Raw genomic sequence first — 12,984 nt, forward strand, 5'->3', positions numbered from 1 at the left:
GGTTACTATTTTTTTAAGACTTCATACTTACTCGTATTGCTGGGATCCAGCTCTACCAATTTGTTAAACACTTTGATGCTCTCATTGCCCGGAAGCTTACTGAAGACACCAACAAACTCATTCGACTTCGCCGAATAAAGCACCGAAGTCCATACATTTCCGGTATTGTTACGATCTACCTCTTTCAGCTTATCCAATAGAGCAACCATACGCATACGTGATGCAGACTCATCCTGCGCCATCTTATCTAATCCATTGATGTGGTATTCATAGGCAAAATCACGGTAAGGTTGAAATCTAGAATCTTGTAAATTATTAATCAGCCAGTAGCGATTATCCAAGGACTCCATCGAGCGCCATCCCTCTTCGCTGCTACTCTGTGCAGCATTTAGAATGGTACGCGCTGAACTTAAGTATGGGTTACCACCAAAACGTCTGAACGTATCGGCATCCATCCCTACAATTACATTAGCATAAAAAGCAAGTAAAGAGGATAAGCTGCTGCTATTCATATTCTCGTTGAAATCCAACTGCTCACCTTCCACATAGGAAAAATTAAAGTTACGATCATGATAGGCCAACACAGGAGTGCTGTAGTTAGTACCATAGACCGGACGGAAAGAATAGATCTGTGCCGATCCTTTATAGACCTTAGAACCATCCCACTGTGTGATGGTAATCACCATCGAACAATCAATGCGTTCCTGCGGTGAGATCTTTAAGTTGGTCCACGATCGGTTATTCATAAAATCTTGAATTACCTTTTGCAATAAATCTAGCGCCCGCTTATTGGTATTCTGCACTTGTGGCGATTGAATTTCGATACGTGCATTTAATTCTTGCGCTGGAAGCACCAAACGTAAAAACATAAATAGCACCAATAAACTAATTTTTCGCATACATTATCGGATTAACATACCAAAGATAATTATTTAAGTGGGCATCAGAAAATTGAATTGTAGGCGTATTTATGGAAAAAGTAATAAGTTTGTAACGGATGACAGACTTTTCTAAACAACTAAGTAAATATATGCCTGCTACGGCTGCCCCCATCATATCGGCATGGATAAACGATAGTGGCTGCAAATTCCGTATTTCACGCAGCAGGCGCACTAAACTAGGCGATTACACGGCTCCTTTTCGTGGGGAGACGCACAAAATATCTGTCAACCACGACCTCAATCCCTATGCTTTTCTCATTACAACGGTACATGAATTTGCGCATTTAAAAACGTGGCAGCAGCATCAGCGCAAGGTAAAGCCACACGGCATCGAATGGAAAAACAACTACAAAGTGCTGATGGCTCCTTTTATTCAAGCGGAAATATTTCCAGCGGATATTTTGCAAGCTATCACCAACTATATGGAAAATCCAGCAGCCTCCAGCTGTACCGATTTAAACCTGCAACGTATTCTCATGAATCACGACAGTAAAAAAGGAGAAGTAATAACTGTTGAGAGCATCCCTGAAGACAGTTTATTTAGGCTCAAGGATGGCCGTGTATTCAAAAAGATGGAAAAACTACGTAAGCGTTATAAATGCCTTGAAGTCACCAGTAACAGGTACTACCTTTTTCATCCTATCGCTGAAATTTTCCCTATAGAACAAGAGCCAAAGCCAATATTTAAGCGCTTAATTCCTTAAGGTCACAAAATCATGACCTTTATCCCTTGATTTAGCAGCTCACTTTTCGAAATAAACTTGTATTTTTAGGGCATAACCTTTCAATTTGCTATGAAGAAAACAAGCTTAGGTATTTTCACGGTGGCTTCTTTAGCCATTGCTTGTCAATCCGGAAATCAGGCAGGCTACGATGCGTCGGGCCTCGATTCTACCGCATTGGCATCCATCACCGAAGAGGCTTATAAAAGCTATGTGATGAAACTTTCCTCGGACGAGTTCTTAGGCCGTAAACCATTCACCAAAGGTGACACCTTAACGGTCAACTATATCCAAGAACAATTTAAACAGTTGGGATTAAGCCCTGGAAATGGAGATTCCTACTTCCAGGAAGTTCCGCTAGTGGAGATAGACACCAAACCCGTTAGTCCGACTTTGACCTTCACCGGGGCCAATGGTTCCTTAACAGTGAAGCATTTAGATGATTTTGTGGTAAGTAGTAAAAGGCTACAAAATGATATCAAAATCAACCAGTCCGAATTGGTATTCGTGGGCTTCGGTATTGTAGCTCCCGAATTTAACTGGAATGACTACGCGAATATCGATGTTAAAGGAAAAACTGTTGTCGCCATGGTTAGTGATCCGGGCCGTTATGATAAAAGCTTGTTTAAAGCGGATACCATGACCTACTATGGACGTTGGGACTATAAATATGAAGAGGCAGCACGCCAAGGTGCCGCAGGTATCCTTCTTATCCACGAAACAGGAGCTGCCAGCTACGGCTGGAATGTGGTGCGCACAGGATGGGCAGGGCCGCAACTAGCAATGGTCAGCGATGATAAAGGGGCTTCAAAAACGGAGTTTGAAGGTTGGATTAGCCAAGAGACGGCAACGAAACTGTTAAACCTTGCAGGCCTACCTAAAGATATTCAAGAGCAAGCGAAAAAAACTGGATTCAAGCCGGTTCCGATGCCTGTAACGACTACTTTCGCCCTGAAAAACGAATTTAGAGAATCTAAAACGAATAACGTTATTGCCAAAATTGAAGGTTCTAAAAGACCTGATGAGGTAATTATCTATACAGCACACTGGGATCACCTAGGTATTGGCGAGCCTGTAAATGGCGACTCTATTTATAATGGTGCTATTGACAATGCAAGCGGCGTGGCGGCTCTTTTTGAACTCGCTAAAGCTTTCAAAGCTGCAAAAGTGAAACCGGAGAGAACGATTGTTTTTATCGCATTAACTTCCGAAGAAGAAGGTTTGTTGGGCTCTGAATACTACACGCAACATCCAATTTATCCATTGAAAAAGACCGTAGCCAACTTAAATATCGATGCTTTTAGTCCGCTTGGTGCTACGAAAGATGTATCGGTTGTTGGATTTGGACAAACGGAAATTGAAGACTACGTCATTAAATCAGCGGCAAAATTTAATCGCACCGTAAAAGGAGAACGCAATCCGACAACGGGTGGCTTCTACCGTTCAGACCATTTCAACTTTGTGAAGAATGGCGTACCAGGCCTGTTCATGGGCAGCGGAAGCGATTTTATGGAACAAGATAGCACCGTTATCAATAAAAGAAAGGCCGCTTTAGGCGGTCGCTACCATACGGTGAGAGATGAGGTTACCGAAGATTGGAGTTTCGATGGTATTCTAGCGGATATTAAGCTATTCTTTGATATCGGTTATACGATGAGTATGGAGAAGAGCTTCCCTAATTTCAAACCTGCTTCAGAATTTAAAGAATTAGGTGATAAAAGACTAGCAAAATAGTACCTTTGCGATAAGAGATAATGTATTAAATAAAAACTTATGTTAACAGGAATGAAACACTTACACTCTACCCTAGCGATTATCCTTTTGCTAGCTTTAGTTGTGGCAATCGTCATTACATTGATAAACTACTTTGGAAGTAAACCTTACAACCGTAAAATCGCTTTATTAGGTTTAATCTCCGCTCACTTACAATTAGTCATTGGGTTTGTCCTTTATTTCACGTCACCATTAGGGCTATCGGCTTTCTCTGGTGCGAACATGAAAAATAGTATATCGCGTCTATACTTCTTAGAGCACCCTTTAGTGATGTTGATTGCAATTGTGTTAATCACAATCGGTTACTCTAAATCGAAAAGAGCAACAGATAATTTCACAGCAAATAAAACAGTATTAATTTTCTACGTATTAGGTTTAATCGCTATCCTTTCCAGAATCCCTTGGAGCACATGGTCGCTTTTAGCATAAGCATAGAAAGTCTTAAAATATTAAAAAGCCGTATCGTCATTAATGACGATACGGCTTTTTTGTTTAACGTTCACTCTGATTGATTTACAATTCAATCATATCCACGATAAAGGCTTCAACAGGCTAAAGAAAGGTGAAGAATATAGGGCTACGAAACCTTACTATAAAGAATGCACTATCACGGACAACTAAAGCGCACAAAAAAAAGCCTTAAAATTTCTTTTAAGGCTTTCATTATAGAAAAAGACTATAAACTAGTCTCTATTTTTTCCAAATCCTAAAATTCCAAAAACTACTTTAAAAGCAATGATTGCAGCGATAATAACCAAAATATTAGCTAACGCTGAAAATAAAGTGGTATGTTGGTCTAAAGCTGTAATTACATCAGGTACAAATCTAATGAAAACACCTACTAGTCCAATAACGATAGCTACCGTTAACGTTACGTAATATTCCGTGCGGTTTGCGTTATTATCTGTTGTTTTTGCGGGTCTTTGAGACGCTGTATTTGCCATATCAGTCTTATCTTTTATTACTTTCCCCAAAGGTACAAAAGAATAAACAATCAAATGAAATAATTTTGTTATTTAGAATAGGTTAAGTTACTTTTTTAAAACAAATCTCCAATAATGCCCATCTCCTCTTGATTATTCTTTTTTTTAGTATAATTGCAACAGAATAAGAATATCGTGAAAAAACTAATCGCTTCCCTTACATTTTTGCTTTTGGCTACTTTATGGAGCCATGCGGCGCCTCAATATATCAGTAACTTCATCGTAAAAGAAAATTTAACGCAGAACGGTAAATTGGCGATTATAGCGGTAGATAGTGCTGACAATCCGATGGAGCGCATCAATGGTACTTTCTTATTTAGCATCAATGGATTTCAGCAGCAGCTGGCTTTCCATGATGGTATTGCTGTCGTTAAGCATCCTTTAGAGTCGTCTACCTTTTTTTTCTTTAAGCATAAAAACCAGGAAAACAGCGTCGGCAAATTATACTACATCTATAAATCTGCAGAAAGTTTAAAGCCGATTAAGATTTATGGTATGCTCCTCCTTATTATTCCGGCACTTTTGCTATTAATAGGTTATGCTTTCAAACGCCTAATTACCACGGTTGTAGTCTTAGCTGTTGTTTATGCCTATTTCAACTATAGTAAAGGGTTGGATTTGTCCAAAGTATTCGAGAGCGCATTTATGGCTTTAAAAAGCTTCTTCTAGAAAGGAAGACCCACACTAAAATTATACTGAATAAAGCTGTAACGATCGGGGCGATGTGTTTCGTAGTAATTCGCTTTAAAGGCCTTTGAGTTGCTCAGAAAGTCTTTAATCACCCATTGGTTCGATCCTTGAAACTGTGGGTCTTTAAGCTTTAGGCCAGCATCTAGACGCAACAAGAAATAATCCATATCCAGTCGAATACCGAATCCAGTACCCAACGCGATTTGGGATAAGAACTTGTCGACCTTAAACTCGCCCCCCACATTAATACCTTCGTGCTCTTTCAATCTCCATATATTTCCGGCATCCAAAAAGGTTGCGCCGTTCAGCTTGGCTCCAAAGAAGTTATTTAACAAACGGAAGCGATATTCAGCATTAGCCTCTAGTTTTATTTCCCCTAGTTGGTCCAAGTTACGTAGGTTTAAGCGTAAAATCTCTGGAATATCAGCGCGGTTATAATTTCCGGGTCCCAAGGTACGTGCCTGCCATGCGCGGATACCATTCATCCCTCCAGCATAAAAGCTCTTTTCAAAAATCAATAAGCTAGAGTTATTACCATATGGCACCGCCACACCACCGTTAAAACGCAATACCAACTGTCTATTTCCGTTTAGGTATTTGTACCAACGGTAATCGACTTCCGTTTTCACATATTGCAAATAAGGCACATTAAACAAAAGACGTTCACCAAGGCTATTACTTTTGAAATTAAACAGATTGCTCGCCAAATTCAAAAGGTTTCCACTGGATTCAATACTTCCACGGAAATAATTAAAATCTTCCTTCTTGAGTAGCTTCGCCGCATTGTGCGTATACATGTACTGCGCTCCCAAACCAAAATAAGCTCTATTGTTACTCTGTACATACAATAGATAGCCTTCTTCAATCAACTTATTAGCAAAGTCTTCATTCAGTCGACCTAGACGGTAGTCCAAAGATATAGGCGTGAGCGTGTGTTGCGACTTAGCCGAGCTATGCCAAATATAGCTCAACGAATTTGTAATATAGCGGTTAGAGTAGGTCTGATCTTGTTGGAACAACTGTAAATTGGAGGAGAAGGTCGTACGTGGTAATCCATAGGTACCCATACTCGAATTCTCAAAAGGGGTCATCAAACGTGGTATCGTCAAATTTACCCCGACCTGTATATCCTTATTAAATATTTTATTCTTCAAACTTCCCGGTAAACGCGGATCAAAAAGAACACCATAGCCAAGTTTTATATCTAATTGTTCGGCTCCGCCGAATACATTACGATGGGAGAATGTGTTACCAATATTAAAGCCGCTCATCCCCGAACTAAAGGTAAACTCGCCTTCAATTTGATTGGCCATGACCGAACGTGGAATTAATTGGTAGGTCACATCAAGCGTAGCGCTATCTTTTTTTACGTAATCTATCTTTACATTACGAAAGCCATTCATCTCATACAATCGGTCAAAAGACATATTCTCTTTCGCGATACTGTATTTCTGTCCTTCACGCACATACATGTAGCGCGATAGCGGCTTCAGTTTGAACTTTCCTGTATAATCTTCATACGTGATGTGTAGTTTATCATCATAATAAAGCTTGGGATTTGCTGCATTTTTAGTCCCTGGAGGAGGAATTATGCGCACTTTCACCTTATCGATCGTATAAATTTGATGTTGCTTTAATCCAGCAGGATTTTCAATATCAACGTTTAAATTTGCCACCTTATTTTGCGATAAGGTATCTACCCCTACACGCATATATTGACGTAGGTAATCGTAATAACCTTGTGCTTTTAAAACATCATAAAGGCGCTGTCTTTCACTGATGAGGTCGTCGGAGTCAAACCGTTTTCCGGTCTGCACTTTCGATAAAGGGCGTACCTCTTTAACGTAGATTGCGGCCAAAAGAGAATCCTGCGCTTTGTAATTAAGTTTCCCCACATAATAGGGCATCCCCAAGTCTACCTTAAAGTCAATATAGGCTTTCTTACGTACGATTTTCACCTCTGGCTGCACCTGTGCATTGAAGTATCCTTTCGTTTGTAAAAAACGCATCATCTGCTTTGCGGAAAAATCGACCAAAGAAGAATCTAAAATATGAGGAGACTCTCCTACATTACGTATTTTATCTTTTTTGAAACGTCCCGATTTGGTATTAAAAATCGTGTAGATGGTAAGATTAAGCTTGGAATTTGGTTTTATCTCGTTAGAAATATAGGCTACAGCAGGCTCACGCAGCTCGGGAGGCACCCCAATAACGTCTACAGATGTCACAAGTGCCTGATCCTGTTCTAGATATTTTGACGACCTACAGGATGCAAAAAATACAGACAAAAGCGTTATACTTGCATAAACAAAAAAACTACATTTCTTAATCATTAAGTGCTATGTTATCAAAAGCGCAAATAAGTTTAATAACGTCTTTGCAGCATAAAAAATTTCGCAAACAACAAGGGTTATTTTTGGTTGAGGGTATCAAGTCTGTTCAAGAATTCATTTCCTCCTCCTACCTTATTCACAGTGTTTATGCTACTGCCGATGCCTTAGCAAAAATGGGGATTTTACCTAAAAATTTAAAATATCAGGTCGTTTCAGACGCAGAATTCAGCAAAATAACGCAATTAACAACGCCACAGGGGGTATTAGCCTTGGTGTATATCCCAGATAATAGCCAGATTGATTTCAAAAAAATTGCTAAACAGCATAGTTTAGTGCTTGATGACATCCAAGATCCAGGAAATCTAGGTACTATTATTCGTACGGCGGAGTGGTTTGGCATTGAGCATATCATCTGTTCGATTGGTACTGTCGATGCCTTCAATCCTAAGGTTGTACAAGCAACAATGGGTTCGCTGTCACGTGTTACCATCCACTACACCCCATTAGCGCCCTTTTTGGAAGAGGCTAATCTGCCTACTTTTGGAGCTTTACTCGATGGACAGTCGATTTATAACACCGATTTCCAAGAAGCAGGGCTCATCATCATGGGCAATGAGGGCAATGGTATAGGTCAAGACCTACTTCCCTTAATCCAACAGGCAGTCACGATTCCCAGACTTGGCGGTGCTGAGTCTTTAAATGTAGCTGTCGCTACTACCATTTTTTGTTCCGAATTAGCGCGTAAGAAATTAAAATAATGCAACAGGAAAATACCTCAATCTACACCCTACCTTTTGCTTTGCTCTGCTTGAGCTCCTTGCTCTTCTCTGCAAGTTTCAACATGATGATACCCGAGCTACCCGCCTACTTAACGAAGCTTGGCGGCGCCGAACACAAAGGACTTATCATAGCCCTTTTCACGTTAACAGCAGGTATTTCACGTCCTTTCAGTGGGAAACTAACAGACCGATGGGGCCGCGTTCCCGTCATGGCTGTAGGTTCCATCGTATGCTTTGTATGCGGTTTTCTTTATCCTGTTATTAGCTCGGTCGCGGGCTTTTTTTTGCTACGCCTAATTCATGGTTTCTCCACAGGCTTTAAGCCTACAGCAACTTCGGCTTATGTAGCCGATATTATTCCACAAAACCGTTGGGGAGAAGCTTTAGGCATGCATGGCCTTTGCTTTAGTATCGGTGGTGCCGTAGGACCTGCTATAGGTAGTTTTATCGCGCAATCTTATGGTATTAACCCGATGTTTTATGCTTCGTCTGTGTTTGCTTTGCTTTCCATTGTTATCGTGATGAACATGAAAGAAACATTAGCAACCAAAGAGCGTTTCAACCGTAGCATGTTGCGCATCAAAAAAGATGAAATCATCGAGCTTCGTGTGATTCCTGCCGGTATTGTAACCCTCCTTTCGTATTCTGCTTATGGCGTTATTTTAACCTTAATACCCGATTGGAGTGAACATTTAGGTATTGGAAACAAAGGTTTATTCTTTACCGCATACACCCTTTCTTCCATCGGCATACGCTTTGTTTCCGGTAAAGTAGCCGACCGTTATGGGCGAATCAAAGTGATGCTCGTCGGTTTAGTCATCATCTCCATAGCTGTTTTATTCCTGGGCTTAGGGAATAGCGTGGAAGGTTTAATGGCTGGAGCTATCATCTACGGTATAGGAACAGGTATTCTTTCACCTGCGGTGAATGCGTGGACGATTGACTTAAGCCTTCCTCAACACCGTGGAAAGGCGATGGCAACCATGTATATCGCGTTGGAAGTTGGTATTGGTGGTGGTGCCCTCCTTGCTGGCTACATCTTCCGCAATGATGTATCACGTATTCCGTCCATCTTTATCGCTAACAGTGCGATTATCTTATTGGCATTTTTCTACATTCTATACTGGCAAGCAAAAACAAAAAAAGGGAATTAAGCGTTATTCAATAAAAGCGCTTAATTTATGGATAACAACAAAAGAAAACAACCTTATTCTATACAGCTAGCAGCAAGTATGCTCGCTTTAACCCTTATTGTCGCATTTATGTATGCTACCCAAGGGGTATTAATTCCACTTTTGTTTTCCATTCTTATTTCCATTTCTCTATTTCCGCTAGCGAAGTTATTGGAACGTTTGCGCTTAGGCAAAGCCTTTGCTGCTATTTTAGCGGTTATCGTGGCCATAGCCGTTATTTCCGCTATTGGCTGGTTCATTGTTCATCAAAGTATCGTTATCAGCAAAGATGCATCAGCCATCACAGAAAAAGTGCTATCCGTTGTCGAGAGAGCGCAATTGTGGCTGGAAGATAGCTTTGGCATTCAGCGAACCGCAGTTTCGGAGCATCTACGGGAGCAAGGCAACAGCTTATTGTCCAATATGGGAAGTATGGCATCCGCCACTTTTGGTTCCATCGGCAGCATGTTGGCCGCAGCCATTCTAGTGCCGCTATTCAGCTTTTTCTTACTTTACTACCGTGATTTCTTTCGCGTATTCTTTTTTAAAGCGTTCAAAAGTATACCTCACCATAAAGTAGATAAGACACTCAACAAAATTTACGAGGTTGTACAAAGCTACCTACTCGGATTAGTAACGGTGATGGGTATTGTCGCCGTATTGAATACAATCGGATTAATAGCCCTAGGTATAGACTACGCTTGGTTTTTTGGGTCGCTAGCATCTTTACTCATGCTACTCCCCTATATTGGTATTGCTATTGGCTCTATCCTTCCTGCCTTATTTGCCCTTGCGGTGAAAGATAACGCGTGGTACGCCATTGGTGTCGTTGCTTGGTTTCAGGTGGTTCAATTTCTGGAGGGTAATATTATTACCCCCAACATTGTTGGTGGAAAAGTGAGCATCAATCCGCTAATGGCTTTGATAACGATGCTCCTGGGCGGGATGCTTTTTGGTGTTGCCGGTTTGGTAATCGCCCTTCCATTAACGGCAACTATCAAAGTTATCTTTGATGCTATACCATCTATGGAAGCTTTTGGTTTCTTAATTGGGGAACCCGAGAAAGAACACCTCAAAAGAAACTCAACACAAGAACTTCTAATTAAATGGGGCGTCGTGCGCGTTCCAAAAACAAAATCAAAAGCCGAAATTGATGTGGATATTGACCCATCGGCAACGCCAGAGAAGATTGAAGTACACTACAAGGAGATCCACGAATCGCCAGAAAACCCCTATAAAGAAGAATCTAAAGGAAATAAAGACCCTAAAAACGAAGAAAATACTTAGTTTAAGATTTTAAAGATAAGCTCGCGCAATAGATCGGCATTACTCGTAAAAGGACCAACGGACAATCCTTTGGTTTTTAAATCGTAGTCACAAAGCTCGTGAATCACGTCAAACGTTTTACGTCGATTGAAATTGCGTGCCGCCAGTTCATACTCTTTCACAAAGAAAGCATGTACGCCTAATGCCCGTGCTGCCGATTGCTGGCTTTTATCGGGTAGGTAGTGATATTTAAGAATCTTCGTGAAGTAAGAGCCTAAATTTCCAATTACTAACGGTAACGGGTTGGATTTCGGATTAGCCGCAAAATAATCAACAATCTGAATACACTTCACGGCGTTTCGTTTTGCTAAAGCAGACTGTAGCTCAAAAACATTAAAATCTTTACTGATTCCAATGAACTGTTCCACATGGAGCGGCGTTACTTCGTGCTGCTGATCAACATTAAGCAACAATTTCTCCACCTCATTGGCTATTTTCGAGAGATCCGTACCGAGGTAGTCGCTCATCATCGCTGCCGCCTGTGGATGGATATTCCGGTTTGCCTCCCTAAATTGGTCGACTATCCAATCGCCTACTTTATTTTCATAGAGCTTGGCCGACTCCACGACGGTACCGACCTTTTCGATGGCTTTGTAAAGCTTCTTACGCTTATCAAATTTACCATACTTATAGGCCAACACCAGAATTGTTGTGGGCGTCAGATGCTCTACATATTTTAGTAAAAGCTCCTCTTCGGTTTTCCACTTCAGGTCTTGCGCCTCTTTGATGATGATAACTTGGTAGTCGCTCATCATCGGATACCGCTTGGCAGCATTCACGATATTCACCAAGCTGCTATCCTTTCCATAAAGAACAGTCTGGTCAAAACCTTTCTGTGCATCGTTCAACACGGAATGCTCCAGCGCATCACTCACCCTGTCGATAAAATAAGACTCCTCCCCGTGCAAAAGATACACAGGACTAAACTTCCGCTTCTTAATATCTGCTAAAATACCGTTGATTTGCATACCTTGCGAAAATACAACTTTTAAAGCAATTGCTGAGATTTTGTTCCCTTGATGAAAAACCTTATTTTTGTCTATGTTTGAACCGATTCCTTTAAACTTACCCGCTTACCCGTCGAAAATCACTAAAAAAACGAATAAGCTTTTTATTTTCGATGAGCTGCGCAAGAAGGATTTGGTGCTAACGCCTGAAGAGTGGGTACGGCAGCATTGGATAAACTATCTGCATGTACATAAAAATTATCCTAAATCACTGATGCAAATTGAGGGCGGATTGAAGCTCAATAGCCTACAAAAAAGAAGTGATCTTCTGATTTACAACAGTCTTGGAGAAAAGATACTTTTGGCAGAGTTTAAGGCTCCATCTGTCAAAATTACAGAAAAAGCGTTCCAACAGGTGGCCAATTACAATAGTATTCACAAAATTCCATTACTTTTAGTCAGCAATGGAATACAGCATCATTATTGTAGAATAGACTTTGAACAGAATAGCTTTGAGTTTTTAGCAGATTTACCTGCTTATCGTATCTGATAACGAAAAATATCAGGCTTTTAAAATTATAGTTTTATATTAGTATACCGAAAACAGGAACAAAGAAACATGAACATAGATAAAAACGAATTTCGGAAGTATGCTATTAAGCATCACAGAATAGGTAGTCAACATGTTGACGGCTTTATTTCACGCGTTCAAAAAAATATGCCTACCAATCTAACGCCTTACATTATTGAAGAGCGTCAGCTAAATGTAGCACAGATGGACGTTTTTTCACGTTTGATGATGGATCGTATCATCTTCTTAGGTGATGGTATCAATGATCAAGTGGCTAACATTGTACAAGCACAATTATTGTTCTTACAATCTACCGACGCACAACGTGATATCCAAATTTATATCAACTCACCAGGTGGTAGTGTATACGCTGGATTAGGTATCTACGATACTATGCAGTATATCACTCCAGATGTAGCAACAATCTGTACAGGTATTGCGGCATCTATGGGCGCGGTATTACTTGTCGCGGGAGCGAAAGGTAAAAGAGCAGCCTTAAGACACTCACGTGTTATGATTCACCAACCATCAGGTGGCGCACAAGGGGTAGCTTCCGATATGGAAATCAATCTACGTGAGATGATGAAATTAAAAGAAGAATTGTATACTATCATCTCTGAACACTCCAACCAGTCTTACGAATGGGTAGAGAAATCATCTGATCGTGACTATTGGATGAAAGCTGCTGAAGCAAAAGAATTTGGTATGATCGATGAGGTCTTATTACCAAAAAAAGAAATAAAATAA

The 12,984-nt window shown here is 40.5% G+C and carries 13 protein-coding genes; 9 read left to right on the forward strand and 4 right to left on the reverse strand.

Annotated elements, in window-relative coordinates:
- Positions 1-5: 5 nt before the first annotated feature.
- Positions 6-899 carry a type IX secretion system protein PorD gene (porD, locus tag WH223_RS19575; protein WP_340049560.1) on the reverse strand — a complete coding sequence of 298 codons (894 nt, stop codon included), beginning with the start codon at positions 897-899 and terminating at the stop codon, positions 6-8.
- 98 nt (positions 900-997) lie between these two features.
- Here porD and WH223_RS19580 point away from each other — a divergent pair, with 98 nt between their 5' ends.
- The 3 genes from WH223_RS19580 (at position 998) to WH223_RS19590 (ending at position 3,865) form a co-directional block, all read left to right on the forward strand.
- Entirely contained in the window at positions 998-1,645 is a 648-nt protein-coding gene (locus tag WH223_RS19580; RefSeq protein ID WP_340049561.1) for a sprT domain-containing protein, read from the forward strand.
- A gap of 90 nt (positions 1,646-1,735) precedes the next feature.
- On the forward strand, positions 1,736-3,397 hold the full coding sequence (locus tag WH223_RS19585; RefSeq protein WP_340049562.1) for a M20/M25/M40 family metallo-hydrolase: 1,662 nt from the start codon (positions 1,736-1,738) through the stop codon (positions 3,395-3,397).
- 39 nt (positions 3,398-3,436) lie between these two features.
- Positions 3,437-3,865: a hypothetical protein gene (locus tag WH223_RS19590; RefSeq protein ID WP_340049563.1), complete on the forward strand. Its 429-nt coding sequence runs from the start codon at positions 3,437-3,439 to the stop codon at positions 3,863-3,865.
- Positions 3,866-4,119: 254 nt separating this feature from the next.
- Here the strand turns inward: WH223_RS19590 and WH223_RS19595 are convergent, their stop codons facing one another.
- Positions 4,120-4,434 carry a hypothetical protein gene (locus WH223_RS19595; protein WP_340049564.1) on the reverse strand — a complete coding sequence of 105 codons (315 nt, stop codon included), beginning with the start codon at positions 4,432-4,434 and terminating at the stop codon, positions 4,120-4,122.
- 120 nt (positions 4,435-4,554) lie between these two features.
- Here WH223_RS19595 and WH223_RS19600 point away from each other — a divergent pair, with 120 nt between their 5' ends.
- Entirely contained in the window at positions 4,555-5,088 is a 534-nt protein-coding gene (locus WH223_RS19600) for a hypothetical protein (RefSeq protein WP_340049565.1), read from the forward strand.
- Here the strand turns inward: WH223_RS19600 and tamL are convergent.
- Positions 5,085-7,442, reverse strand: coding sequence for a translocation and assembly module lipoprotein TamL (gene tamL / locus WH223_RS19605; RefSeq protein ID WP_445265629.1), 2,358 nt, complete (start codon positions 7,440-7,442; stop codon positions 5,085-5,087). The genes WH223_RS19600 and tamL overlap by 4 nt on opposite strands.
- An 8-nt stretch (positions 7,443-7,450) precedes the next feature.
- Between tamL and WH223_RS19610 the strand changes: the two genes are divergently transcribed.
- The 3 genes from WH223_RS19610 to WH223_RS19620 are packed head-to-tail and all read left to right on the forward strand — an operon-like array spanning position 7,451 to position 10,680.
- Positions 7,451-8,200 carry a TrmH family RNA methyltransferase gene (locus tag WH223_RS19610; RefSeq protein ID WP_340049567.1) on the forward strand — a complete coding sequence of 250 codons (750 nt, stop codon included), beginning with the start codon at positions 7,451-7,453 and terminating at the stop codon, positions 8,198-8,200.
- A complete protein-coding gene (locus WH223_RS19615; RefSeq protein WP_340049568.1) occupies positions 8,200-9,375 on the forward strand; it encodes an MFS transporter in 1,176 nt (391 codons plus the stop codon). Before WH223_RS19610 ends, WH223_RS19615 begins: the two co-directional genes overlap by 1 nt.
- Before the next feature lie 27 nt (positions 9,376-9,402).
- On the forward strand, positions 9,403-10,680 hold the full coding sequence (locus WH223_RS19620) for an AI-2E family transporter (protein WP_340049569.1): 1,278 nt from the start codon (positions 9,403-9,405) through the stop codon (positions 10,678-10,680).
- Here the strand turns inward: WH223_RS19620 and holA are convergent.
- On the reverse strand, positions 10,677-11,687 hold the full coding sequence (gene holA, locus WH223_RS19625) for a DNA polymerase III subunit delta (RefSeq protein ID WP_340049570.1): 1,011 nt from the start codon (positions 11,685-11,687) through the stop codon (positions 10,677-10,679). The genes WH223_RS19620 and holA overlap by 4 nt on opposite strands.
- A 73-nt stretch (positions 11,688-11,760) precedes the next feature.
- On the opposite strand from holA, the gene WH223_RS19630 reads away from it, so the two are divergent.
- Positions 11,761-12,216, forward strand: coding sequence for a type I restriction enzyme HsdR N-terminal domain-containing protein (locus WH223_RS19630; protein ID WP_340049571.1), 456 nt, complete (start codon positions 11,761-11,763; stop codon positions 12,214-12,216).
- Between the two features lie 69 nt (positions 12,217-12,285).
- Complete coding sequence (gene clpP / locus WH223_RS19635) at positions 12,286-12,984, forward strand: ATP-dependent Clp endopeptidase proteolytic subunit ClpP (protein WP_340049572.1); 699 nt, start codon at positions 12,286-12,288, stop codon at positions 12,982-12,984.

It is taken from the genome of Sphingobacterium sp. MYb382 (assembly GCF_037572665.1).
Taxonomy (GTDB): domain Bacteria; phylum Bacteroidota; class Bacteroidia; order Sphingobacteriales; family Sphingobacteriaceae; genus Sphingobacterium.

Bases quoted from the DNA above. Each gene is read 5' to 3' on its own strand.
- porD (WP_340049560.1), bottom strand. From the start codon at position 899: ATGCGAAAAATTAGTTTATTGGTGCTATTTATGTTTTTACGTTTGGTG.
- WH223_RS19610 (WP_340049567.1), top strand. From the start codon at position 7,451: ATGTTATCAAAAGCGCAAATAAGTTTAATAACGTCTTTGCAGCATAAA.
- WH223_RS19630 (WP_340049571.1), top strand. From the start codon at position 11,761: ATGTTTGAACCGATTCCTTTAAACTTACCCGCTTACCCGTCGAAAATC.
- clpP (WP_340049572.1), top strand. From the start codon at position 12,286: ATGAACATAGATAAAAACGAATTTCGGAAGTATGCTATTAAGCATCAC.
- WH223_RS19620 (WP_340049569.1), top strand. From the start codon at position 9,403: ATGGATAACAACAAAAGAAAACAACCTTATTCTATACAGCTAGCAGCA.
- WH223_RS19615 (WP_340049568.1), top strand. From the start codon at position 8,200: ATGCAACAGGAAAATACCTCAATCTACACCCTACCTTTTGCTTTGCTC.
- WH223_RS19585 (WP_340049562.1), top strand. From the start codon at position 1,736: ATGAAGAAAACAAGCTTAGGTATTTTCACGGTGGCTTCTTTAGCCATT.
- WH223_RS19590 (WP_340049563.1), top strand. From the start codon at position 3,437: ATGTTAACAGGAATGAAACACTTACACTCTACCCTAGCGATTATCCTT.
- WH223_RS19580 (WP_340049561.1), top strand. From the start codon at position 998: ATGACAGACTTTTCTAAACAACTAAGTAAATATATGCCTGCTACGGCT.
- holA (WP_340049570.1), bottom strand. From the start codon at position 11,687: ATGCAAATCAACGGTATTTTAGCAGATATTAAGAAGCGGAAGTTTAGT.
- tamL (WP_445265629.1), bottom strand. From the start codon at position 7,442: ATGATTAAGAAATGTAGTTTTTTTGTTTATGCAAGTATAACGCTTTTG.